This window comes from Micromonospora sp. NPDC048898, assembly GCF_043198035.1.
GTDB lineage: Bacteria > Actinomycetota > Actinomycetes > Mycobacteriales > Micromonosporaceae > Micromonospora.
Map to the genome: position 1 here is coordinate 206,665 of NZ_JBICUF010000010.1, position 23,350 is coordinate 230,014.

Sequence of the window (23,350 nt, forward strand, 5' to 3'; positions counted from 1 at the left end):
GGCTAACGGGGCAGTTCGGGGCAGGCCGGGCGACCGGAGCGGCAGTCGAGACAGGGCCGGTCGTGACCACGTACCCTTTCGGCATGTCCACCCCCGCAGCGGGCGCGGCCACACTCACGCCGCGCCGGTCGAGCCGGTTCGTCGCCTGGGTGCGCGCGTGGCGCGCCGGTCTGGTGCCGTACGACGAGGTCGCCGACGCCATCGCCGGCGACGAGGAGCACCTCGTTGCGGATGCACCCGGCACCTGGACCGACGTCCCGCTGGGCGCCGCGCTACCCATGCTGGCCAAGCTCTCCCCGGACGACATCCGCCTGGTGCTGCCCGCGCCGGGCGACCCGCGGGGGCTGCCCGGCCCTGGCGACTTCGCCGGTGCGGCGTTGGTGACCGGCGAGGCGGTGGTCGCCGGCGGGCTCGGTCTGATCCCCCAGGTGCGGCTGCACACCTCTGGCTCGGGAGACTGTTTCGAGACGGTGCTCTGGCGGGTATACCCGCTGCCGGCCAACGCGCCGGCCGCCTCACTCGCACTGCCCGGTGCCGCCGAGGCGGAGGCCGAGTTGGCCGCCGCACTGGCCGAGACGACCGCCGCGCTGACCCGACTCGACGTGGCCCAGTGGCGGCCCGAGTTGGCCGGTGCGCTGGCCGCGTTGCGCCGCCCGGACGGCACCACCGACCTGCCACCGGGCTTCGACCCGCGAGCCCGACGGCTCTTCGCCCGCGCCGCGGTGCTCGACCGGGTGCTCGCGTTGGCCGGGCACGCCGCGCCCGGCGGCGCGATCAACAACCATGAGGCCCAGCAGCGCGACGCGGCTCTGCGCCCCCTCACCACGGCCTGCCGCCAGGCGCTGGTGGCCGCCTGCAACGCGCCACTGCGCCCCTGACCGAGCGACCCCGGGACGAGCCGCTGGGCGGGGCGGTCAGATCTCGTCGAGCAGGTCCGCGACCGAGTTGATGATCCGGGACGGGCGGTACGGGTAGCGCTCCGCCTCGGTGCGGCTGCTGATCCCGGTGAGCACCAGGATGGTCTCCAATCCGGCCTCCAGGCCGCAGAGGATGTCGGTGTCCATCCGGTCGCCGATCATCGCGGTGCTCTCCGAGTGCGCGTTGATCGTGTTGAGTGCCGAGCGCATCATCATCGGGTTGGGCTTGCCGACGAAGTACGGCTCCACACCTGTCGCCTTGGAGATCATCGCGGCGACCGAGCCGGCGGCGGGCAGGTCACCCTCCACGGACGGGCCGGTCACGTCGGGGTTGGTGCAGATGAACCGCGCCCCGTCGTTGATCAGGCGGACGGCCTTGGTGATCGCCTCGAAGCTGTAGGTGCGGGTCTCACCGAGCACCACGTAGTCCGGGGCGAAGTCGGTGAGCACGTAACCGACCGCGTGCAGCGCCGTGGTCAGCCCGGCCTCGCCGATGACGTACGCGGTGCCACCCGGCCGCTGGTCGGCGAGGAACTGGCCGGTGGCCAGCGCGGACGACCAGATCGACTCCTCCGGCACGTCCAGCCCCATCCGGCTCAGCCGGGCGGTCAGGTCGCGCGGGGTGTAGATCGAGTTGTTGGTCAACACCAGGAACGGCTTGCCGGAGGCGCGCATCCGGCTGATGAACTCCGGTGCACCGGGCACCGGCTGGCCCTCGTGCACCAGCACGCCGTCCATGTCGGTCAGCCAACTCTGCACGGGCTTGCGGTCATGCATGGGTGCTCCCAGCAGAGGTCGGGCGACGGGTCGGCACGCAACACACGGTCGCGCAGGTGTCCCACATGGGCAGCTCGCCCAGGCGGCGACGCACCTGCGCGCCGTCCGGGTCGGTCCGCTCGGTGACCAGCTCACGCACCATGGTCACGAAACGCGGGTCGGTGCCGGGGGTGGCGGCCCGGACGAAGTCCAGGCCGAGCTGCTTGGCCGTCTCCAGCGCCTCGGTGTCCAGGTCCCACACGACCTCCAGGTGGTCGGAGACGAAGCCGATCGGGCTGACCACCACCGAGGTGGTGCCGCCCTGCGCGAGGGTGGCCAGGTGGTCGTTGACGTCCGGTTCCAGCCACGGCATCTGTGGTGGGCCGGAGCGGCTCTGCCAGACCAGGTCGTACGCCAGGTCGGGGGCGGCGGCCGCGGCCACGAGCCGGGCGGTCTCGTGCAGTTGCGCCTCGTACCGGCCGCCGTGTGGGCCGGCGTTGGCCGCCATCGAGCTGGGGATGGAGTGGGCGGTGAACACCAGCCTGGTGGTGTCCCGCAACGCCTGGTCGAGCTGGCCCAGGGCCGCCCGGACCGCGTCGGTGTGCGGCTCGACGAAGCCGGGATGGTCCCAGAACTGGCGCAGCTTCTCGATCACCGGGGCGTCCGGGCCGACGGCGGCACGGGCGGCGGCGATGTCCTCCTGGTACTGCCGGCAGGACGAGTAGCCGCCGTACGCGCTGGTGACGAAGGCCAGCGCCCGGGTGACCCCGTCGTCGTGCATCCGGGTCACGGTGTCGGCGAGCATCGGGTCCCAGTTGCGGTTGCCCCAGTAGATGGGCAGGTCGACACCGTGCGCGGCGAAGTCGGCACGGACGGCGGCCAGCAACTCCCGGTTCTGCTGGTTGATCGGGGAAACCCCGCCGAAGTGCTGGTAGTGCTCGGCGACCTCGGCCAGCCGCTCGGGCGGCACGCCTCGACCCCGGGTCACGTTCTGCAGGAACGGCATCACGTCCTCGGGCCGCTCCGGCCCGCCGAAGGACACCAGCACCACCGCGTCGTACGACATGGGGTCATTCTTGTCCCTCGGCCGGGACCGCCCGGCGACGCCCCCTGGTCCGGACGTGTGGGTCACGTCCGCGGCGGTCGGGGGCGTCGTCGGGGGACCGTCAGGAGCCCATGGCGTGGTAGCCGCCGTCGACGTGGACGATCTCGCCGGTGGTGGCCGGGAACCAGTCCGACAGCAGCGCCAGGCAGGCGCGGGCGGCCGGCTCCTGGTCGGTGAGGCTCCAGCCCAGCGGTGCACGCTCGGACCAGGCCTCCTCGAACTGGCCGAAGCCGGGGATGGACTTCGCGGCGATGGTACGCAGCGGCCCGGCGGCGACCAGGTTGCTGCGGATGCCCTGCTTGCCCAGGTGCAGCGCCAGGTAGCGGGACGCGGACTCCAGGCCGGCCTTGGCCACGCCCATCCAGTCGTAGACCGGCCACGCCTTCGTCGCGTCGAAGGTCAGGCCGACCACCGCGCCGCCGGGCGACATCAGCGGCAGTGCCGCCATGGCCAGCGACTTGTACGAGAAGGTGGAGACGTGCAGGGCGGTTGCCACGTCCTCCCAGGGGGCGTCGAGGAAGCCGCCACCCAGGCAGCTCTGCGGGGCGAAGCCGATCGAGTGCACGACACCGTCGAGGCCGTCGACGTGCTCGCGTACCCGGTCGGCGAGGCCGGCCAGGTGCTCGGTGTTGGTGACGTCCACCTCGATGACCGGGGCGGGCTCGGGCAGCCGCTTGGCGATCCGCTCGACCAGGGAGAGCCGGCCGTAGCCGGTGAGCACGACCTGCGCGCCGTTCTCCTGAGCGATCTTCGCCACCGAGAAGGCGATCGAGGCGTCGGTGATGACACCGGTGACGAGCAGCCGCTTACCGGCGAGCAGTCCGGACATCGCAGATTTCCTCCGTAGTCAAAAGGGTTAGTGGCCCATGCCGAGGCCGCCGTCGACCGGGATCACGGCGCCGGAGATGTACCCGGCGCTGTCCGAGGCCAGCCAGGTGACCACCCCGGCGACCTCGTCGGGGCTGGCCATCCGGCCGGCGGGGATCGACTTGCGGATCTCCGCCTTGCGGTCGTCGGGCAGCCCGGCGGTCATGTCGGTGTCGATGAAGCCGGGTGCCACCACGTTCGCGGTGATGTTGCGGCTGCCCAGTTCCCGGGTGATCGAGCGGGCCACGCCGACCAGACCGGCCTTGCTGGCGGCGTAGTTGACCTGCCCGGCACCACCGGCGAGACCGACCACCGAGGAGATGAAGATCATGCGGCCCCACCTGGCGCGCAGCATCTTGCCGGAGGCCCGCTTGGCGACCCGGAACGCGCCGGTGAGGTTGGTGTCCACCACGCCGGTGAACTGCTCCTCGGTCATGCGCAGCAGCAGCGTGTCGGCGGTCATGCCGGCGTTGGCGACGAGCACCTCGACCGGCCCCAGCTCGGCCTCCACGGCGGTGAACGCGGCGTCGATCGAGGCCGCGTCGGTGACGTCGGCGCGTACGCCGAACAGCCCCTCGGGCGCCTCGCCGCTGCGGTGGGTGATCGCCACCCGGTCGCCCTGCTTGGCGAAGGCCTGGGCGATGGCCAGGCCGATCCCCCGGTTACCCCCGGTCACCAGCACGGTACGGGCCACGGTTCCCCCTTGCTCAGCTGATCTCAGTCGCAGGCGAGCCTAGGCGTTACCGGCAGGTAAGCGCTAACGGGAGCCGCGTCACACCGGGGTACGACACCGGGATCAACCCCTGGTGGCACGCCTCGTGGCGGGGTCGCCCGTAGCCTGCGGGTGGTGAACCGGCAACCGATCGTCGTGGCCCTGCGGGCGCTGCGGCAGACCCTGCTGAGCCCGGACGCCCCGGTCGAACGGCCGCTGCTGACCCGTTGGCCCACGCTGGCCCCGTACGCCGCCCCCGTCGGGCTGCTCGCCGTGCTCGGCCTCTTCCTGATCACGCTGAACGTGGAGAGCGGGTGGGGCCTGCCGATGCCGGTCGCGGTGCTGTTCGCCGCGATGACCGTGGCGCCGCTGCTGGCACTGCCCCGGCGTCCGCTGCTGGCCTGGCGGCTGATCGTGCTGGCCCTGCTGATCTGCACGTTCAACGCGCCGGACGACCGGTCCTGGCCGTGGACCCCGCCGCTGGCGCTCGGGTCGGTCGCGGTGGTCGCGGTGGTCGTCGCGCGGGTCGACCGGCCGGTGCTGCTCTGGGTGGTGACGATCACCACGGTGCCGGTGCTCACCCTGGTCCATCCCGCCAACCGGGTCCCGGTCCTGCTGCTGCTCGGCGCGTTGGCGATCGTCGGCGACCTGATCCGCCGCAACCGGCTGTCCCGGCACGCGCTGGCGGCGCAGGCCGAGCTGAGCGAGCGGGAGCAGGAGCGCCGCGCGGTGTTGGAGGAACGCACCCGGATCGCCCGGGAGCTGCACGACGTGGTGGCGCACCACATGTCCCTGATCGCGGTGCAGGCGGAGACCGCCCCGTACCGGCTGACCGACGTGCCGGCGCCGGTAGCCGCCGAGTTCGTCGCCATCGCCGCCTCGGCCCGCGACGCGCTGACCGACATGCGGCGGCTGTTGGGGGTGCTGCGCAGCGAGTCGAGCGGGCCGCAGACCGCGCCGCAGCCGGACCTGACCGACCTGGGCGCGATGGTGGACGCGGCACGCCGGGCCGGCCTGCCGGCCACCCTGGACGCCGCCGGGGTGCACGACGGGCAGGTGCCCGCGCCGGTCGGGCTGGCCGCGTACCGCATCGTGCAGGAGGGCCTGGCCAACGCGGCCCGGCACGCGGCTGGGGCCACGGTGCGGGTCACCGTCCGCACCGGTCCGTCCGGGCTGGGGGTACGCGTCGAAAACTCCCCGGCCGACGTCCGACCGACCACCGACGGCGGCTCCGGGCACGGCCTGACCGGTATGCGGGAGCGGGCCACCTCGCTCGGCGGTACGTTCACCGCCGGGCCCCTGCCCGACGGGGGCTACGCGGTGGCGGCCGAGTTGCCGTACGACGCGGAAGGCGGGGACGTGTGATCAAGGTGCTGATCGCCGACGACCAGGCAATGGTCCGGCAGGGTTTCGGTGCGCTGCTCGCCGCCCAACCGGACCTGCTGGTCGTGGGTGACGCCGCCGACGGCGCGCAGGCGGTCGCCGCCACCCGCCGGCTGGACCCGGACGTGGTGCTGATGGACGTGCGGATGCCGGTCATGGACGGGCTGGAGGCCACCCGCAAGCTGCTCGGTGACCGGTCGGCGCAGCGACCCCGGGTGCTCATCCTCACCACCTTCGACCTCGACGACTACGTGTACGAGGCGTTGCGCGCCGGGGCCAGCGGCTTCCTGCTCAAGGACGCCCCGGCGGCCGATCTGGTGCAGGCGGTGCGGGTGGTGGCGGCCGGGGACGCGCTGCTCGCCCCGGCGGTCACCCGTCGCCTGATCGCCGAGTTCGCGGCCCGCCCGGACCGTCGCCGCCCCCGCCCCACCGACCTGGCCGGGCTCACCCCCCGGGAGACCGAGGTGCTGCGGTTGATCGCCCGGGGTCGCAACAACGCGGAGATCGCGGGTGACCTGGTGGTGGCCGAGCAGACCGTGAAGACGCACATCGGGCGGATCCTGGCGAAGCTGGGCCTGCGCGACCGGGCCCAGGCCGTGGTGCTGGCGTACGAGACGGGTCTGGTGGCCGCCGGCGAGTAACCCGGCGGAGCCAGCCCACGGACGGCTCCCCGGTACGACGACCACGCACCGCCCACCCGCGCACTGTGCCTCCGGACGACATTCCGGAGGGAGAACGACATGCGACGACGAGGTGCCGGTCGGGTGGCACTGGCCGCACTGCTCGGCGTGAACCTGGTCCTGCCGAGCCGACCCGAGCCGGTGGCGGCAACGGGTTTCGTGGAGGCGTACCCGGTCACGGCGGCGGCGATGCGCGCGGCCGGCCCGCCGTACGCGGACTGGGCGGCCGACGGACGGCGGTTCCTGTCGTTCGATACGCGTGGCGACGGCCGCGCGGTCGAGGTGCTGGGTGACCTGGCCGGCGCGGACCGGATCGCGGTGCTGGTGCCGGGGGTGGGCAGCACCCTGGCCGACTTCGACCGGGGGCTGGGCGGGGTGGCCCGGCGGGCGCCGGCGGTGCAGGCCGGGCAGCTCTACCGGGAGGTGCGGGCCGACGATCCGGCGGCACGGGTCGCGGTGCTGGCCTGGCTCGGCTACGACCCGCCCGACGGGGTGTTGATGGCCGCCGGCGGCGTCAGCGCCCGGCGCGGTGCGGCCGGGCTGGCCGTGCTGCTGCGCGAACTGGCCGCGCGACGTCCGGCGGCGACGATCACGCTGGTCGGGCACAGCTACGGGGCGCTCGTGGTGTCGCTGGCGGCGGCGGACGCCCCGGCCCAGGTCACCGACGTGGTGAGCCTCGGCGGCGTCGGTGCCGGGGTGCAGCGCGCCGACGACCTGCCCGGCGGGCGGCGGTTCTGGGCGGCGGAGGCGCCCTCCGACTGGATCCGCCTGGTTCCGCCGGCCCGACTGCCCGGCCTCGGCTTCGGCCGCCGCCCCGCTGACCCGGCGTTCGGTGCCCGCCCCCTGCCGGTGGGCGGTGTGTCCGGGCACGACGGCTACCTCGCCCCGGGCAGCGCCACGCTCGTCGCGACGGCGGCTGTGGTGCGGGGCAGTGTCGACGCCGACCGGGCCGGGGACGCGCGATGAGCCGGGACCGTACCGTCGACGCGCTGCGGGCGTACGCCATCGGCGGGGTGGTGCTGGGGCACTGGCTGGTCACCGGGCTGGTGCTGACCGACGCTGGCGGGTTGCGCCAGGCCAGCCCGCTGACCGCGATGCCCGGGCTGGCCCCGGTGACCTGGGTGTTGCAGACGCTCGGGCTGTTCTTCTTCACCGCCGGGTTCGGCTCGGCCCGGTCGCTGGGCGGCTACCGGGGTGGGCCGGGTCGCTGGCTGGCCCGTCGGCTGCGTGGGTTGCTGCTGCCGACGGTGGCGCTGCTGGGGGTGGGTGCCGCCGTGCTGCTCGCCGCCACCGTCGCCGGCACCCCGGACGACACGCTCGCCGTCGCGCTGCGGCTCGCGATCAGTCCGTTGTGGTTCCTGTTGCCGCTGGTGTTCCTGATCGCGATGACCGGCCCGCTGCGGGCCGCCGTACGCCGGTGGGGGTTGGGCCGCTGCGTCGTACCGGCGGTGGCGGTTGTCGCCGCGGCGGACCTGGCGGTACGTCTACTGCCGGCCGGCAGCCGCCTGCCACCGGTCACCGTGGTGGCGGCCTGGTCGGTGCCGTACCTGCTGGGCGTGGCGCACGCCGACGGGCGGCTGGCCGGCCGGCGGGCGGCGGGCACGCTCGCGGCCGGCGGGGTGGCAGCGTTGGTCGCGTTGCTGGCCCTGGGTTACCCGGTGAGCGCGGTCGGCGTGCCCGGGGCCGGGGTCTCCAACCTGAATCCGCCGTCGCTGCTGGCCGTGGCGCTGGCGGTCGCCCAGGTGGGGCTGGGGCTGCTCGCCCGGCCGTCGCTGGAGCGGCTGCTGTCCCGGCCGGTGCCGGGCCGGGCGGTTACCGAGGTGAACCGCTGCGCGTTCCGGATCTACCTGAGTCACCAGCCGGTGCTGGTGGGGGTGACCGCGCTGACCGCCCGCGGCGGGCTGGCCCTGCCGGGACTGCACACCGGGCCGGACGACCCGGGCTGGGTGCTGGCGCGCTTCTGCTGGCTGCCGCTGCTCGCCGCGGTGCTGGTCACGGTCGTGCGGACCGGCCGGTCGAGATCGCCTCGCCACCCGAGCGGTGGAGGGGTCGCCGACCGGTCGGCCGAGTGCGTCTCGTCGGCGCCGCAGGTGTACGCTCATCGACGTTCCGGCCCGCCCGACTTGCAGGAGGTGATCGCTGTGCGAGATAGCGATCCTCCCAGTCGTGGCCGGGCCGATGGTCAGCCCCGCTGAGCCACGACTCAGTCTGGTGAGCTGACCCCGCTCCGCTCCCCCACCCCTCGGCACACGCCGAGGTGTGTGTCGCGCCGTCCGACTCCGGACGGTCGCCGGGAGCCGCCCGGTCACGACTTCGTGTGCGCGTCCCTGCCCCCCTGCGGTCCGCCCCCGCACGCGGACCGTCCAGCCGCCACCCGGAGCCGTCCATGAGCCGCTACGTCGCCCCACTGGGCTTCACCCTCGCCGCCGTCTGGGTGGCCATCGTCTTCGTACTGGCCGGCGGCGGCCACTGAGCCGGGTGCCGGCCGGCCGCCACCGAACCCCTGGCCGGCGGCCACTGAGCCGGCGGCGGTCGGTGACCGCCGCCGGTCCACCGCTCAGAGCATCCGTGACGACCACAGCAGGCTGAGCGCGCCGGCGCAGAGCGCCAGCAGCAGCGCCAACCCGGCGTACCACTGGGTCACCTCACGCGGCTCGGTCCGGAAGCCGATCGAGCTGCCCATGTCCTGGTAGACCTGCTTCAGCTCGCTCACCGAGGCCGCCTCGTAGAAGTAGCCCTCGGTGGTCTCGGCAAGCTCGGCCAGCGCCAACCGGTCCACCGGCACCCGCTGGAGCGTTCCACCGATGTCGACCTGGCCGGTGTCGGTGCCGAACGCGATGGTGGAGACCGGAACGTTGGCCGCCTGGGCCGCCGCCGCCGCCTCCTCCACCGCCCGCCCGGAGGTGCGGAACCCGTCGGAGAGCAACACGATCCGTGCCGGCGGAACGCCCGCCGCGCCGTCGGCCGGCACCGACCGGATCGCTTCCAGGCAGGTGAACACCGCCTCGCCGGTCGCGGTCGCCTCGGCCAACACCAGGCCGTCGATCGCACTCGTCACCGCGTCCCGGTCCTTGCCCGGCGGCACCAGCACGTTCGCCGCCTTGGCGAACGACACGAGGCCCAGGTTGTAGCTCTCCGGCAGCTCACCGACGAACTGCTTGGCCGCCTCCTGGGCCGCCTCCAGCCGGTTCGGTGCCACGTCGTCGGCCTGCATCGACAGCGACACGTCGATGGCGAGCATCACGGTGGCCCGCTCCAGCGGCTCCCTGGTGTCCACCGCCGGCCGGGCCAGTGCCGTGGCCAGCACCAGCAGGCAGAGCAGGAACGCGGTCGCCGGGACGTGCCGACGCCAGCCCAGGCCCTTCGGCGCCACCGTACGCAGCAGGTCCACATTGGTGAACCGCATCGCGAAAGCCCGGCGGTGCAACTGCCGCCACACGTAGAACGCCGCGAGGGCGAGCACCGGCAGGACGGCCAGCAGCCACCACGGTTGCATGAAACGGATCATCGTGTCGTCCCCCGGGTACGCGCGTGCCGCTGCGCGGCCACGAATCGCACCATGTCCAGCAGCCAGTCTCGGTCCGTACGCAGACGCAGGTGGGCCGCGCCGGCGCCGCGCAGGGCGGCGGCGATCGTGGCCCGTTGGGCGGTCGCGGCCTCGGCGTAGCGCTGCCGCAGCCGTGGATCGGCGGTCTGCACCTCGTGCAGCTCACCGCTCTCCGGGTCGACCACCGGCAGCACGCCCACGTCGGGCAACTCCAGCTCGCGCGGGTCGATCACCTCGATCGCGAGCACATCGTGGCGGACCCGCAGCTTGCGCATCGGCCGGGCCCACTGCTCGGCCGGTGCGAGGAAGTCCGAGATCACCACGGCCACCCCGCGCCGGCGGGGCGGACGGTTGAGCATCTCGACCAGGGCACCCAGGTCACCGCGACCCGGCTGGATGGTGGTGCCGGCGACGGTCCGCAGCAGCCCCTGCGCCTCCTTGCGGCCGGAGCGGGCGGGCAGCCGGGTGAGCACCCCGGGACCGGCCGACGGTGGTGGCCGGCCGCGCCAGCGGCGGGCCGGTGCGGACACGCCGCCGCCGGTGCCGATCACGGCGCCGATCCGGTTGCCGCCGCGCACGGTCAGGTGGGTGATGGCAGCCGCGGCGGCCACCACCACCTCCCGCTTGAGCCACTGCCCGGTGCCGAAGTCCAGGCTGGCGGAGAGGTCCAGCGCGAGCCAGGTCTCCAACTCCCGGTCGGCCACCGTACGCCGCACGTGGGGTGTGGTGGTCCGGGCGGTGACCGGCCAGTCCATCCGGCGCACGTCGTCACCGGGGCGGTACTCCCGGGACTCGCCCGCCTCGCTGCCCGGTCCGGGCAGCAGACCGGCGTAGTCGCCCTGCAGCAGGCCGTCGAGTTTGCGGGTGACGAGCAGTTGCAGCCGGGACAGCACGGCCTCGCTGCGGTCGGAGGCGGGACGAGGGGTGGGTGAGGTCACGGCCGCTGCCCGGGCCAGCCAGCCCCCGGCGGCGGCGCGGTCGGCGACGGAGTGGCCTGCTGGCGGGGAGCGACCGCCGGCAGGGGGATCGTCGACATCACCCGGTGCACGATGTGGTCGGCGGGCACGTCGTCGGCGAGCGCGTCGTAGCTGAGCACCAACCGGTGCCGCAGGATGTCCGGGGCGATGTCCTGCACGTCCTGCGGCAGGGCGTAGTCGCGCCCCCGCAACAGCGCCAGTGCCCGCGTCGCCCGTACCAGGCCCAGCGAGGCGCGCGGGCTGGCCCCGTACTGGATCAGTTGCGCGACGTCGGGCATGCCGTGCTCGGCCGGGGCACGGGTCGCCAGCACCAACCGCACCGCGTAGTCGACAAGGGCGTTGTGCACGAAGACCTGGTCCGCCTTGCGTTGCAGGGCGATCAACTCGGGTGTGTCGAAGACCGCGGTCGGCTCGGGAGCGGCCACCCCCATCCGGTAGACGATCTCGCGTTCCTCCGCGTCGGTCGGGTAGCCCACCACGATCTTCATGAGGAACCGGTCCCGCTGCGCCTCCGGCAGGGGGTAGACGCCCTCCTGCTCGATCGGGTTCTGGGTGGCCATCACCAGGAACGGATCGGGCACCCGGTGGCTCTCGCCGCCGATGGACACCTGCCGCTCGCTCATCACCTCCAGCAGCGCGGACTGCACCTTCGCCGGAGCCCGGTTGATCTCGTCGGCGAGCAGGAAGTTGACGAAGACCGGGCCCAGCTCGACGTCGAACTTCTCGCTGGACTGCCGGTAGATGCGGGTGCCCATGATGTCGGCCGGCACCAGGTCCGGGGTGAACTGCACCCGGGCGAACGACCCGCCGACGACCTTGGCGAGAGTCTCCACCGCCAGGGTCTTGGCGACCCCGGGCACCCCTTCGAGTAGGCAGTGACCACGGGCGAGCAGCGCGACGAACATCCGCTCCACCATCCGGTCCTGCCCGACGATCACCTTCTTGATCTCGAACAGGCCCTTCTCCAGCAGGGTGGCGTCCTGCGCAGGTGTGGTAACCGGCGCAGGTGCCGCTCCGTTCGGCGTCGGGGCGTCGGGCATGGTCGGCTGGGCCACCGGTCCTCCACAGCGTTTGTCGGTCGTCGCGGCTCGTGCGGTATCAAGACTCGCATGCCTTCCTGAGTGTCGAGGTGGGGAGAAGCCGATTTTCGCCGCGTCGCCCCGGGCAGCCGAATCGCGCACCGAGGGTGTACAAAGACCGGGTTGCCGCGTGTACGATTCACCCCGTCGCCGGGCGGCTCCCCCCGTGGTCGCCCGGCGCTCTAACTCTCCGTCTGGCCACCCTAGACTGGCCGGGATGAGCACTCCCTCCAGCGCCGACGACCCCCTCGTCTGCTCGGCCCGCGGCTGCCGAGCCACCGCCGTGTGGGCCCTGGAGTGGAACAATCCCCGGCTGCACCACGTCGACCGACGCAAGACCTGGCTGGCCTGCGCCGAGCACCGGACCAGCCTCGGTGACTTCCTGGACGCTCGCGGCTTCCTGCGTGCCGTCACTCCGGTGCCCGGATCGCCTACGCTCGACATGTGACCACCCCCGGCGCCCCACCGCCTCCCGGATCCGACGCCTCGACGGCTGCACCGGCGGGCCGGGGGCCGCTGGAGCCCTGGCCCGACACGGTCCGCTGGCAGCCGATCTCCACCGATCTGATCTGGGTCGAGCTGATCCGCCTGGCGATCGTCGTCGCCATCGCACTGGCGGCGACCGGGATCGGCTGGGTGTTGAGCGACCACTGGCTGTTCGGGCTCGCCCTCGCCGTCGTGCTGCTGCTCGGCGGGTGGCGGGCCGTCGCGATCGGCCGCGCGGTGCGGGCCTGGGGGTACGCCGAGAGGGAGACCGACCTGCTGGTCCGGCACGGGCTGCTGGTCCGCCGGCTCTCCATCGTGCCGTATTCGCGGATGCAGTTCGTCGACGTCAGCGCCGGCCCGTTGGAGCGCGCCTTCGACCTTGCCACCGTCCAGTTGCACACGGCCGCGGCGGCGAGCGACGCCCGGGTGCCCGGGCTGCGCCCGGCGGAGGCAGCCCGGCTACGCGACCGGCTCACCGCCCTCGGCGAGGACCGGGCGGAGGGGCTGTGAGCGCTGCGGCGGGCTGGTCGGGGTGGCACCGCGGCAGACCGGGTGCGTCCGGCGCGGAGCACCGACCGCGCCGAGGGCCGGCCCGATGAGCGACGGTCCTGCCGAGCCGAGCACCGTGCCACCCGTGGGCCCACCGCCGCACGGGCAGATGCCGCCGGCCGACGCGGCCCTGCACGGGCCGGTGCCACCCACCGACGCGGGCCTGCACGGGCCGGTGCCACCCACCGACGCAGGCCTCCACGGGCCGGTGCCACCGGCAGAGCACGCCGCGTGGCCGGCGCCGCCGGGCGGTGGCGAGGGTGAGCCCCGGCAGCGGCTGCACCCGCTCAGCCCGCTCCTGCACGGCGCCAAGTCGCTGTTCGTGGTCATCGCCGGGTTGTCGTGGTCGACGCTGTCCCGGGTCGGCTTCGGCTGGTTCGCCGCCATGGTGGGGGTGCTGGCGCTGGGCGCGACGGTGCTGTCGGTGATCAGTTGGTACAACACCGGCTACCACGTGGTGGGTCGCGAACTACGGGTGTACGAGGGGCTGCTCTGGCGGCGTACCCGGGCGATCCCGTTGGAACGGCTACAGGCCGTGGAGGTGGTCCGCCCGCTGCTCGCCCAGCTCACCGGCCTGGCCGAGCTGCGCCTGGAAGTGGTCGGCGGCGGCAAGACCGAGGCGCCACTGGCGTACCTCGGGGTGGCCGACGCGGCCCGGCTGCGCGAGCGGCTGCTGGCGCTGGCCGGCCGGGTGACGCAGCAGACCGGGCCGGGCCACGCGGCGCCCGCGGTGGTCCCGGGGGCTGCGGCGCCACCGGTGGCCGCGCCGGGCCGGCCACTGCACGCGGTACGCAACCAGAACCTGCTGGTCAGCCAACTGCTCACCCCGCAGGCGTTCCTGCTCCCGTTCGGTGTGGCCTTCGTCGTGGTGCAGTTCGTCACGGCGGGGTCGTGGTCGTTCGTGGCGGTGGCGAGCACGCTGACCGCGATGGCCGGCGTGCTGCTGCAACCGATCCGCCGGGTCCTCGACGACTGGAACTTCCGGTTGGCCCGCGACGGCGGCACGCTGCGGGTGCACAACGGCCTGCTGGAGACGCGGGCGCAGACCGTGCCGCTGGCGCGGGTGCAGACCGTGCGGGCCACCTGGCCGCTGCTCTGGCGGGTGAAGGGCTGGCTGCGGCTGCGCCTGGAGGTGGCGGGATATTCCGTCGCCGAGGCCGACGACCGCAACCGGGCCGACCGGCTGCTGCCGGTCGGTGACCTGCCGACGGCGACGATGATCGTCGCCGAGGTGCTGCCCGGGGTACGCCTCGACACGCTGACGCTGAGCCCCCCACCGCACCGGACCCGGTGGCTGCACCCGCTGGGCCGCCGCGCGCTCGGTGCGGAGCTGTTCGAGGAGGTGTTCGCCACCCGGTCGGGGCGGGTCACCCGGCAGTTGGTCCTCGTGCCGTACGCCCGCATCCAGAGTGTGCGGGTGGTGCAGGGGCCGGTCCAGCGTCGCCTGGGGCTGGCCTCCGTGCACGCGGACACCGCGGGCGGTTCCGGTGCCACCGCCCAGGACCGCGACCTGGCCGAGGCGTGGGCGATGGCAGCCGAGCTGAACGCCCGAGCCCACCAGGCCCACACCCAACCCTGACCCCACCCCTCCCCCGTCCGCCCGCCCGCGGCGGAGCCGGGCCGGACCCGGGTGGGTGGGGTGTTAGTGGTCGGCGGGGACTGCGGGGTGGGTGGTGGTGTCTGGATCCCGTGATGTGGGGGGGTCAGCGGGCTTCGGTGGGGGTTCCGTGGCGGCCTCGGCGCGCGGGTGGCGGACGCGCCACGCAGCCCAACCACGCTCCGCCAGGCCGACCGCCAGGAAGGTCAGCCCCACGTACGCCCAACCGACCAGCACGTCGATCACGTAGTGCTCACCCGAGTAGACCAGGGTGAAGGTCATCGCCAGGGGGTACGCGAGCAGCAGCGGCCACCAGCGGCGGCGGGTGCTGGTCAGGAAGAACAGCACCACGAACAGCGCCCACGCGGTGTGCAGCGACGGCATCGCGGCGACCGGGTTGGACGCGATCTGGCCGGCGTTGAGCACGTTGCCGGCACCGTGCATGCCGAACGCCTTCCAGCCCCGGGTGGAGATCCGGGCGACCTCGGTGAGCAGGCCGTTCTGCGCCGCCCACCAGGGCGGGGCGGCCGGGTAGATGAAGTAGGTCACCAGGCCGGCGGCGCAGAGGAAGCCCCAGCGCCGCATGTACGCGGCCCAGCGGTGCCGGTCACGCAGCCACAGCACCGCCGCGGCGGTCAGCGCGACGACGAAGTGCGAGAAGTACACCCAGCTCGCGGCGATGTCCCACCAGTGCACCTGCGGGTGGTAGAGGTGCTGCTGCAACCAGACGGTGGGCACCTCGCCGCCGGTGGCCCAGCCGAACATGAACCGGTCGGCGACGATCAACTCCATCGCGTGCGGGGTGGCCCCGTTGTCGGCGAACCCGCGCGACAGGTTGTAGACGACGAACAGCAGCACCACCGGCACCCAGTCCCGGGCGAAGCGCAGGTGACTGCGCCACGGCCGGTCGCTGTTCCAGGCGATTGTCGCCGCCCAGATCCAGACGAAGGCGTACGTGGGGTCGGTGGGCAACCCGATCGCCAGCCACGCGGCGACGAAGGCGACCGCCCACACGCTCATGGCGACAACGCGCCGACGACCTCCGTCGCCGGGCGCGGGCGGGTCGGTCCGGGCGGGGGGCTGGGGGTCAGTCACGACGGCCATCGGGGTCAAGGTTAACGACGGGTACGGCATCGACAGACGGGGACCACCCGGTGGTCGTTGCGGGCGGGTGCGCCCGGATCGCCGGGCGCGTGCCCGACGCGTCCAGCGAGCACCTAGGCTGGCGAGCATGCAGGAGCAGCCCGAGCCGGCCTTCGCGCCGGGTCTGACGGCCCAGGTCGAGTTGACCGTCACCGAGGCGGACACCGCCCAGGCGGTCGGTTCGGGGGACGTACCGGTGCTGGGCACTCCCCGGGTGCTCGCGCTGGCCGAGGCCGCGACGGTCGCGGCGACGGCGACCCGGATGCCGGCGGGGTCGACGACTGTGGGAACGCGCGTCGAGCTGGAGCACCTGGCGCCGACCGTGGTGGGCCGGACGGTCCGGGCGCAGGCCCTGCTGGCGACGGTCGACGGTCGCCGGCTGTCGTTCGAGGTCACCGTCAGCGACGGTGACCAGACGGTGGCCCGGGGGCGGGTGGACCGGATCCTGGTGGACCGGCAACGCTTCGTCGAGCGGGCCGGGCGGGCGTCGTGACGGCCGGCTTCGTCGAGGTCGCCGACCGGGTGTACGTGCGACGCGAGCCACTGTTGCGGGTCAACGTCACACTGGTCGTCGGCGACGACGAGGCGCTCCTGGTGGACACGCTCTCGTCGGCCGCCCAAGCCGCCGAGCTGGCCGCCGCCGTCCGGGCGGTCACCGGCCGTCCGTTGACGCTCGTCAACACCCATCACCACTACGACCACTGCTTCGGCAACGCGGTCCTGGCCGGTGAGCCGCCCCGCCCGGTGTACGCGCACGAGCTGGCCGCCACGGCGTTGCGCACGGACCCGGAGCGGCTGCGCCGGGAGGCGTACGAGGAGCTGCGCGCGGAGCACCCCAGCCTCGCCGCCGAGCTGGCCGACACGCCACTGCTCGCCCCGACGCACACCGTGCGGATCGAGACGTCGCTCGACCTGGGTGGCCGGCGGGTGCTGCTGCGCCATCCGGGGCGGGGGCACACCGAGGCCGACCTGGTGGTGCACGTGCCGGACGCCGACGTGTTGATCGCCGGGGACCTGGTGGAGCAGAGTGGCCCGCCCGCCTTCGAGGACTCGTACCCCCTGCGGTGGCCGGACGCGGTCGCGGACCTGCTGCGGCTGACCACCGCGCGCACGGTGGTGGTGCCGGGTCACGGCGATCCGGTGGACGTCGATTTCGTCCGCGCCCAACACGCCGACCTGGTGCAGCTGGCCTGGCTGATCCGGGCCGCGCACACCGGCAGCGCGCCGCCGGAGAGGGTGGCCGCCGAGGCACCCTTCGGTGCCCGCGCCGCCCTGATCGCCGCCCGCCGCGGCTACAACGAGCTGAACGGCACCCCCTAGCCCTCGCCTCGCCTCGCCTCGCCGATCTTGCACTTTGTGCCGTGACAAAGATAGACAAGTTCCACCAAAACCCCGACAGAAAGTGCAAGATCGGCGCGTCGGGGCCGCGCGGGAGCGCGTCGGGGCCGCGCGGGAGCGCGCCGGGCCGCGCGGGAGCGCGCCGGGCCGCGCGGGAGCGCGCCGGGCCGCGCGGGAGCGCGCCGGGCCGCGCCGGGGCCGCGCGGGAGCGCGCAGGGGTAGCACAGCTAGCGCGCGAAGCGGCGTTCCACGTCGGCGCGGGTGGGCATGGCGGTGGCACCGCCGGGGCGCTCGCAGACCAGGCCCGCCACCCGCAGGGCGAACGCGACCCGGTCGACCCAACCTGCCGGTGAGTCAGGTTCGCCGTCGGTGAGCAGGTCGGCGATCAGCGCGGCCAGCACCGAGTCGCCGGCGCCGGTGGCGTCGATCGCGTCGACCTTCGGGGCCGGCACCCGGACCGGGTCCGCGTCGGCGGCGGCCAGCACCGCACCCGCCGCGCCGAGCGTCACCACCACCGTGGCGGCACCCAACTCGCGCAGGTACGCGGCCACCCCCTCGACCGGTTCGCCCGGGTAGAGCAGCGCGGCGTCCGCGGCACTCAGCTTGACCAGGTGCGCGCCAGCGGCGAACTCGGCCACCAGCTCGCGCAGCCCCTCCAGTACGGCCGGCCCGTCCAGCAGCCGGGGGCGCACGTTCGGGTCGAAGACCCGCAGGCCGATGGCGAGCGACCAGGCGCGTCGGGCGGCGGCCAGCGTGCCGTGCTGGAGCAGCGCGATGGAGCCGCAGGAGAGCACGTCGGCGCCCTCGACCAGCGCGAGGTCCAGATCGTCGGGGCCGAGCAGGCCGTAGGACGCCGGTTCGCCGTAGAAGCGGAAGTCGGGTTCCGGCCCGGCGTAGGTGACCACCGCGAGCGTGGTCGGCGCCGGCACCGTCACCGCCCCGGCCACCCCGACGTCGGCCGAGGTCAGGAAGTCGCGGATCCGGCCGCCCAGCGCGTCGTCGCCGAGCGAGCCGACGAACTGTGCCGCACCACCGAGTCGGGCCACCCCGACGGCGACGTTGAGCGGCCCGCCGCCGATCGCCTGCCGGTAGACCCGCTCCCCGTCGCGCTCGCTGTCGAGCAGGTCGACGAGCGCCTCGCCGAGCACCACCGCGTACCCCATGCCGTTCCTCCCGTCGTCGCCCACCACCGCACCGAGCCGATCGCCGTGCCACCAGGCTGGCACAACGCACGGCCCGCCGGGCGCCGAAGGCGGCGCACCGCGCGCTACCCCGGCGGGTGGACCGGCCCATCGAGCGCGGCGAGGGGGCGGCCGCTGCCGCCCCAGCGGGCCGCGACGATCTGCGCGGCCACACTCACCGCGGTCTCCTCCGGGGTACGACCACCGAGGTCCAACCCGATCGGGGACGCGAGCCGGGCGAGTTGCGCCGCACTGAGCCCTGCCTCGCGCAGCAGCTTGTGCCGCTCGTCGTGGGTGCGCCGCGAACCCATCGCACCGACGTACGCCAACCGGTGGCGCAGCGCCACCTCCAACAACGGCACGTCGAACTTCGGGTCGTGGGTGAGGACGCACACCACCGTCCGGCCGTCGGCCCGGCCCGCGTCCAACTCCGTCCGCAGGTACTGGTGCGGCCACCGCACCACCACCTCGTCGGCCTCGGGGAAGCGCCGTGCGGTGGTGAAGACCGGCCGGGCGTCGCAGACGGTGACCCGGTAGCCGAGGAACGCGCCGATCCGGGCCACCGCGGCGGCGAAGTCGATCGCCCCGAAGACGATCATCCGGGGTGGGGTGGCGTACGCGGTCACGAAGAGGCTGACGCCGCTGCCCCGCCGCTGCCCGTGGTAGCCGTACCGGAGCATCCCGCTGTGCCCGGCGGCCAGCAGCCCGAGGGCGTCGACGCGGGCGGCGTCGTCGAGCCGGTCGGCACCGAGCGAGCCGATCGTGACCGGTGGCCGCGCGGTGGTCGTCGGCGCGGCCGTCGGCCGTTGGCCGGTCAGCACCAGCCGCCGACCCAACCGGCGAGCCGGATCGGTCGGCACCGCGCCCGGTGGGTCGCCGGCATCGGCCGCCACGCAGGTGACCACTGCCGCCGGTTGGCCGAAGCGGCGGGCGGCGGCGATCGCCTCCACCTCCGGCAGCGCGCTGCCGTCGACGCGTTCCACGAACACGTCGAGGACGCCACCGCAGGTCAGGCCCACGGCGTACGCGTCGTCGTCGCCGATGCCGTAGCGGATCAGCTCGGGTGTGCCGGTGTCCAGGACGCGGCGCGACCGTTCGTAGAGGTCCGCCTCGACGCAGCCGCCGGAGACACTGCCGGTGACGGTGCCGTCGGCGGCGACCGCCATGGTCGCGCCGGGTGGCTGTGGGGCGGAGCGCCAGGTGGCCACGACGGTGGCCAACGCGACAGGTTCACCTTCGCGGCACCGGCGGTGCACCTCGTCGAACACGTCCGGCACCGCCGCCGCCCCTTCGTCGCATCGTCCCCGTCCGCAGGATATGGCGTTCGAGGGTGGCCGGTGGGTCAACTCATCCATCGAGGAACGGCTATTGCGCCGAAGCCGCGTGGCGTGGTGGGATGAGGTGTACCGGGCGGTGCGAGGGCTGCGGCGCCGCCGGTTGCCGGGTTCGTCACACGCGAGGGCGCCGGTCCTGACCGGACCGTTGATGGCGCACGTCCACCGGCCGGTTTCCTGCCGGGGCACGTCCGCTGTGCTCACCGCACCGCTCACATCAGCGGGGCGAGCAGGCCACATCCCACCCGATCGCGACGGGGCGGCTCGAGCAGCGCGCCTCGCGAGTCAGGAGAACCCGTGAATCGTTCCCGTACGGCCGCGTTGCTCACCGCGGCCATGACCTTCGCGCTGGGCGCTGTCGCCCTGGCGTCCAGTCCCCAGCCGGCCGCCGCGCACGGCGCGGCGATGACGCCGGGCAGCCGCACCTACCTGTGCTGGCAGGACGGCAAGAGCCAGACCGGTGAGATCAGGCCGAACAACCCCGCGTGCTCCGCCGCGGTGGCGCAGAGCGGGGCCAACTCGCTCTACAACTGGTTCAGCGTGCTGCGCTCCGACGCTGGCGGCCGCACCACCGGCTTCATCCCGGACGGGCAACTGTGCAGCGGCGGCGCCACCGGTTTCCGCGGCTACGACCTGCCGCGCACCGACTGGCCGCTGACCCACCTGACCGCCGGGGCTCGGCTGGACTTCAAGTACAGCAACTGGGCGCACCACCCGGGCACGTTCTACTTCTACGTGACCAAGGACAGCTGGAGCCCGACCCGGGCCCTGGCCTGGAGCGACCTGGAGCAGCCGTTCCTGACGGTGACCAACCCGCCGCAGCGCGGTTCGGTCGGCACCAACGACGGGCACTACTACTTCAGCGGCAACCTGCCGTCGGGTAAGAGTGGCCGGCACATCATCTACTCCCGCTGGGTCCGCTCGGACTCGCAGGAGAACTTCTTCGGTTGCTCCGACGTGACCTTCGACGGCGGCAACGGTCAGGTGACCGGGGTGGGCCCGGGCACCGGTTCGCCGTCGCCCGACCCGACCACGCCGCCGCCGGACCCGACCACGCCTCCGCCGGACCCGACCACCCCGCCGCCGAACCCGACCACGCCACCGCCGGGCGGTGACTGCATGGCGGTCTACAAGGTGAGCAGCACCTGGCAGGGTGGCTTCCAGGGCGAGGTCACGATCATGAACCACGGCAGTACGCCGTTCAACGGCTGGACGGCGAGCTGGACCTGGCCCAACGGGCAGTCGATAAGCCAGATCTGGAGCGCCACACAGACGTCGTCCGGCTCGTCGGTGACGGCGACGAACGTCAACTACAACGGCACAGTCGCACCGGAGGGCAGCACCACGTTCGGCTTCCTGGCCAGCAGCACAGGGACGAACGGGCTCCCGACGGTCACCTGCGCCCGCAAGTAGCCGCCACCACCCAGTGAAATGACCAAGAGGTTTGCGTCATCCGGAGCAGTTCCGGTGACGCAAACCTCTTGGTCAACAGGGTGTCAGCGGACCATCGAACCGACCACCGGCTTCGTGAGCAGGGCGGACTGGTTGCGCTGGATGCCCGGGTCGAGGGTCTTGGCCACGAAGATCGCGTGCCAGATGCAGAAGATCAACACCGTCCACACCTTGCGGGAGTGGTCGGCCTCCTCCCGCTTGTGCTCGTCGAGCAGCCGCAGCGCGTACGACAGGTCGAGCAGGTCACCCGCACCCGAGGTGCTCAGTACGTGCCGGGCCCACTCGTACATCTCGCCGCGCAGCCAGACCCGGGTGGGGGTCGGGAAGCCCAGCTTCTTGCGGTTGACGATGGCCGGCGGCACGACACCCTGCAACGCCTGGCGCATCGCGTACTTCGTGGCGTCGGAGCGCGGCGGCAACTTCAGGTCCACCGGGATCTTCGCCGCGACGTCGAAGACCTCACGGTCGAGGAACGGCACCCGCACCTCCAGCGAGTGCGACATCGAGATCCGGTCGGCCTTGACCAGGATGTCGCCCCGCAGCCAGGTGTAGAGGTCGACGTACTGCATCTTGGTGACGTCGTCCAGCTCCGTGCACTCGGCGTAGATCGGGGCGGTGACGTCGGTGTAGCGCACCGAGGGGTCGTAGCGCCGCATCAGGTGCTGCTTCTCCTCCTCGGTGAACATCCGCGCGTTGCCGTAGTAACGCTCCTCGATCGGGGTGGTGCCACGCTCCAGGAAGCTCTTGCCCTTGACCCCCTGCGGGATCGCCTTGGAGACCGCGCGCAGGCCCTTCTGCACCCCGCCGGGCAGACCGTTGACGGTGCCCAGCGACAACGGCTCCCGGTAGATCGTGTAGCCGCCGAAGAACTCGTCCGCACCCTCGCCGGAGAGCACCACCGTGACGTGTTCGGCGGCCTTCTTGGCCACGAAGTAGAGCGGCACCAGCGCCGGGTCGGCCACCGGGTCGTCCAGGTGCCAGACGATCTTCGGCAGCGCGTCGATCATGTCCTGCGGACCGATCTTGGTGGGGATGGTGGTGACGTCCAGGTGCCGCGCCGACTCCTGGGCGACGTCGATCTCCGAATATCCCGGTACGTCGTAACCGACGGTGAAGGTGAGGATGTTCGGGTTGAACTCCCGGGCCAGCGCGACCACCGCCGTGGAGTCGATGCCGCTGGACAGGAACGAGCCCACCGGCACGTCCGAGCGCATGTGCATGCGCACGCTCTCCCGCAGCGTCTCCCGGATCTCGTGGTACAGCTTCTGCTCGTCGTCGACCGGCGCCGGCCGGAACACCGGCCGATACCACCGCCGTACGTCGATCCGCCCGCCCGGCGTCCAGGTCAGGTACTCCCCCGAGCCGATCCGGCTGATGCCCTTGTGCAGCGTGCCGGGCTCCGGCACGTACTGCAGCGTCAGGTAGTGGCTGAGGTTGGCCGCGTCGACACCCGCGTCACCCTGGTAGTTGCTGTGCGCGAACGGCAGCAGCGCCTTCTTCTCCGACGCCAGGTAGAGCCCGTCGGCGGTCTCCAGGTAGTGCAGCGGCTTGATGCCGAAGTAGTCACGGCCACCGAAGGCGCGCCGCTCCTGCCGGTCCCAGATGACGAAGGCGAACATGCCGCGCAGCCGGGTGAGCACCTGCTCGCCCCAGAAGTGGTAGCCCGCGACGATCACCTCACCGTCGCCGGCGGTGGCGAACTGGGCGCCGAAGTTCCTGATCAGCTCCTCGCGCAGCTCGATGTAGTTGTAGATCTCACCGTTGAAGGTGAGCAGGTAACGGCCGTTCGCGTACGGCAGTGGCTCGTGGCTCGACGCGACGTCGATGATGGCCAGCCGCTTGTGGGCGAACACGCCGTCCGCGTACCGGCCGGAGGCGTCGCCGACCACCTCGACCCCGGTCTCGTCGGGGCCGCGGTGGTGCAGGCATTCCAATGCTCCGGCGATGTGGTCGCGATGCGCTGCGGCGTTGCCGTTCGCGCTGAAGAAGGCCAGGAGTCCGCACATGGTGGCCATCTTTCCACGCGCGTTGTCGACCCGTCGCAGCCGTCCGTCGATCCACCCGGCCCCGGCGGAGGCCAGCGCGAACGAGCCAGCTCCCGGCGGGCGTGAGACCACCCGGCCCCCGCCGGGCGGCTCCCCGCGGGCTGGACCGGGCGGCTCCCGGCGGGCTGGACCGGGCGGCTGCCGGCGGGCCGCAGCGGGAACCGGGCTCGCGGTACGGTCGGGATCAGCAACGAAGCGGAGG

23 protein-coding genes are annotated in these 23,350 nt (G+C 73.3%); 12 read left to right on the plus strand and 11 right to left on the minus strand.

Annotation, left to right across the window (positions count from 1 at the left end):
• The first annotated feature begins 83 nt into the window (after nt 1–83).
• Nucleotides 84–878, plus strand: a complete 795-nt coding sequence (locus ACGFIQ_RS24555; protein WP_393247256.1) for a hypothetical protein — start codon at nt 84–86, stop codon at nt 876–878.
• Between the two features lie 36 nt (nt 879–914).
• On the opposite strand, the gene ACGFIQ_RS24560 is transcribed toward ACGFIQ_RS24555, so the two are convergent.
• The 4 genes from ACGFIQ_RS24560 to fabG all read right to left on the minus strand — a co-directional run bounded on the left by ACGFIQ_RS24560 (nt 915) and on the right by fabG (nt 4,339).
• Complete coding sequence (locus tag ACGFIQ_RS24560; protein ID WP_393247258.1) at nt 915–1,694, minus strand: HAD-IIA family hydrolase; 780 nt, start codon at nt 1,692–1,694, stop codon at nt 915–917.
• Nucleotides 1,687–2,739, minus strand: a complete 1,053-nt coding sequence (locus ACGFIQ_RS24565) for a ferrochelatase (RefSeq protein ID WP_393247260.1) — start codon at nt 2,737–2,739, stop codon at nt 1,687–1,689. Before ACGFIQ_RS24565 ends, ACGFIQ_RS24560 begins: the two co-directional genes overlap by 8 nt.
• Before the next feature lie 100 nt (nt 2,740–2,839).
• The gene (gene fabI / locus ACGFIQ_RS24570) at nt 2,840–3,607 is read right to left on the minus strand and encodes an enoyl-ACP reductase FabI (RefSeq protein ID WP_393247262.1); all 768 of its coding nucleotides are present in this window, start codon (nt 3,605–3,607) and stop codon (nt 2,840–2,842) included.
• Nucleotides 3,608–3,634: 27 nt separating this feature from the next.
• Entirely contained in the window at nt 3,635–4,339 is a 705-nt protein-coding gene (gene fabG / locus ACGFIQ_RS24575; RefSeq protein ID WP_393247264.1) for a 3-oxoacyl-ACP reductase FabG, read from the minus strand.
• A 153-nt stretch (nt 4,340–4,492) separates the two neighbouring features.
• Between fabG and ACGFIQ_RS24580 the strand changes: the two genes are divergently transcribed.
• The 5 genes from ACGFIQ_RS24580 to ACGFIQ_RS24600 all read left to right on the plus strand — a co-directional run bounded on the left by ACGFIQ_RS24580 (nt 4,493) and on the right by ACGFIQ_RS24600 (nt 8,893).
• Nucleotides 4,493–5,722, plus strand: coding sequence for a sensor histidine kinase (locus ACGFIQ_RS24580; protein WP_393247266.1), 1,230 nt, complete (start codon nt 4,493–4,495; stop codon nt 5,720–5,722).
• The gene (locus ACGFIQ_RS24585) at nt 5,719–6,381 is read left to right on the plus strand and encodes a response regulator (protein WP_393247268.1); all 663 of its coding nucleotides are present in this window, start codon (nt 5,719–5,721) and stop codon (nt 6,379–6,381) included. The genes ACGFIQ_RS24580 and ACGFIQ_RS24585 overlap by 4 nt, the downstream gene beginning before the upstream one ends.
• 99 nt (nt 6,382–6,480) lie before the next feature.
• A complete protein-coding gene (locus ACGFIQ_RS24590) occupies nt 6,481–7,386 on the plus strand; it encodes an alpha/beta hydrolase (protein ID WP_393247270.1) in 906 nt (301 codons plus the stop codon).
• Nucleotides 7,383–8,615 (plus strand): acyltransferase family protein, encoded by a 1,233-nt coding sequence (locus ACGFIQ_RS24595; protein ID WP_393247272.1) that lies wholly within the window; start codon nt 7,383–7,385, stop codon nt 8,613–8,615. Before ACGFIQ_RS24590 ends, ACGFIQ_RS24595 begins: the two co-directional genes overlap by 4 nt.
• A 122-nt stretch (nt 8,616–8,737) precedes the next feature.
• On the plus strand, nt 8,738–8,893 hold the full coding sequence (locus tag ACGFIQ_RS24600; protein ID WP_393247274.1) for a hypothetical protein: 156 nt from the start codon (nt 8,738–8,740) through the stop codon (nt 8,891–8,893).
• Nucleotides 8,894–8,977: 84 nt separating this feature from the next.
• Here ACGFIQ_RS24600 and ACGFIQ_RS24605 read toward each other — a convergent pair whose 3' ends face one another.
• From ACGFIQ_RS24605 to ACGFIQ_RS24615, 3 genes are read right to left on the minus strand one after another with little or no spacing between them, the layout of a single operon-like run.
• On the minus strand, nt 8,978–9,928 hold the full coding sequence (locus ACGFIQ_RS24605) for a VWA domain-containing protein (protein ID WP_393247276.1): 951 nt from the start codon (nt 9,926–9,928) through the stop codon (nt 8,978–8,980).
• The gene (locus ACGFIQ_RS24610) at nt 9,925–10,923 is read right to left on the minus strand and encodes a DUF58 domain-containing protein (RefSeq protein WP_393247397.1); all 999 of its coding nucleotides are present in this window, start codon (nt 10,921–10,923) and stop codon (nt 9,925–9,927) included. The genes ACGFIQ_RS24605 and ACGFIQ_RS24610 overlap by 4 nt, the downstream gene beginning before the upstream one ends.
• Nucleotides 10,902–11,999 carry a MoxR family ATPase gene (locus ACGFIQ_RS24615; protein ID WP_357077988.1) on the minus strand — a complete coding sequence of 366 codons (1,098 nt, stop codon included), beginning with the start codon at nt 11,997–11,999 and terminating at the stop codon, nt 10,902–10,904. The genes ACGFIQ_RS24610 and ACGFIQ_RS24615 overlap by 22 nt, the downstream gene beginning before the upstream one ends.
• A gap of 241 nt (nt 12,000–12,240) precedes the next feature.
• Between ACGFIQ_RS24615 and ACGFIQ_RS24620 the strand changes: the two genes are divergently transcribed.
• From ACGFIQ_RS24620 to ACGFIQ_RS24630, 3 genes are all read left to right on the plus strand, one after another.
• Nucleotides 12,241–12,471, plus strand: coding sequence for a hypothetical protein (locus ACGFIQ_RS24620; protein ID WP_393247279.1), 231 nt, complete (start codon nt 12,241–12,243; stop codon nt 12,469–12,471).
• Nucleotides 12,468–13,019: a PH domain-containing protein gene (locus ACGFIQ_RS24625; protein WP_393247281.1), complete on the plus strand. Its 552-nt coding sequence runs from the start codon at nt 12,468–12,470 to the stop codon at nt 13,017–13,019. The genes ACGFIQ_RS24620 and ACGFIQ_RS24625 overlap by 4 nt, the downstream gene beginning before the upstream one ends.
• Before the next feature lie 85 nt (nt 13,020–13,104).
• Entirely contained in the window at nt 13,105–14,637 is a 1,533-nt protein-coding gene (locus ACGFIQ_RS24630; RefSeq protein WP_393247283.1) for a PH domain-containing protein, read from the plus strand.
• Between the two features lie 63 nt (nt 14,638–14,700).
• Here the strand turns inward: ACGFIQ_RS24630 and ACGFIQ_RS24635 are convergent, their stop codons facing one another.
• Complete coding sequence (locus ACGFIQ_RS24635; protein WP_393247285.1) at nt 14,701–15,759, minus strand: phosphatase PAP2 family protein; 1,059 nt, start codon at nt 15,757–15,759, stop codon at nt 14,701–14,703.
• A 127-nt stretch (nt 15,760–15,886) separates the two neighbouring features.
• Between ACGFIQ_RS24635 and ACGFIQ_RS24640 the strand changes: the two genes are divergently transcribed.
• Together ACGFIQ_RS24640 and ACGFIQ_RS24645 are read left to right on the plus strand one after the other, a co-directional pair.
• Nucleotides 15,887–16,291, plus strand: a complete 405-nt coding sequence (locus tag ACGFIQ_RS24640) for a thioesterase family protein (RefSeq protein WP_393247287.1) — start codon at nt 15,887–15,889, stop codon at nt 16,289–16,291.
• Nucleotides 16,288–17,118, plus strand: a complete 831-nt coding sequence (locus ACGFIQ_RS24645) for an MBL fold metallo-hydrolase (protein WP_393247289.1) — start codon at nt 16,288–16,290, stop codon at nt 17,116–17,118. The genes ACGFIQ_RS24640 and ACGFIQ_RS24645 overlap by 4 nt, the downstream gene beginning before the upstream one ends.
• A 245-nt stretch (nt 17,119–17,363) precedes the next feature.
• Here the strand turns inward: ACGFIQ_RS24645 and ACGFIQ_RS24650 are convergent, their stop codons facing one another.
• Together ACGFIQ_RS24650 and ACGFIQ_RS24655 are read right to left on the minus strand one after the other, a co-directional pair.
• Entirely contained in the window at nt 17,364–18,299 is a 936-nt protein-coding gene (locus ACGFIQ_RS24650; RefSeq protein WP_393247399.1) for a PfkB family carbohydrate kinase, read from the minus strand.
• 104 nt (nt 18,300–18,403) lie between these two features.
• Nucleotides 18,404–19,594 (minus strand): XdhC family protein, encoded by a 1,191-nt coding sequence (locus ACGFIQ_RS24655; RefSeq protein ID WP_393247291.1) that lies wholly within the window; start codon nt 19,592–19,594, stop codon nt 18,404–18,406.
• A gap of 393 nt (nt 19,595–19,987) precedes the next feature.
• On the opposite strand from ACGFIQ_RS24655, the gene ACGFIQ_RS24660 reads away from it, so the two are divergent.
• Nucleotides 19,988–21,064: a lytic polysaccharide monooxygenase gene (locus ACGFIQ_RS24660; RefSeq protein ID WP_393247401.1), complete on the plus strand. Its 1,077-nt coding sequence runs from the start codon at nt 19,988–19,990 to the stop codon at nt 21,062–21,064.
• A gap of 83 nt (nt 21,065–21,147) precedes the next feature.
• Here the strand turns inward: ACGFIQ_RS24660 and asnB are convergent, their stop codons facing one another.
• Nucleotides 21,148–23,109, minus strand: coding sequence for an asparagine synthase (glutamine-hydrolyzing) (gene asnB / locus ACGFIQ_RS24665; protein ID WP_357077967.1), 1,962 nt, complete (start codon nt 23,107–23,109; stop codon nt 21,148–21,150).
• Nucleotides 23,110–23,350: the final 241 nt, after the last annotated feature.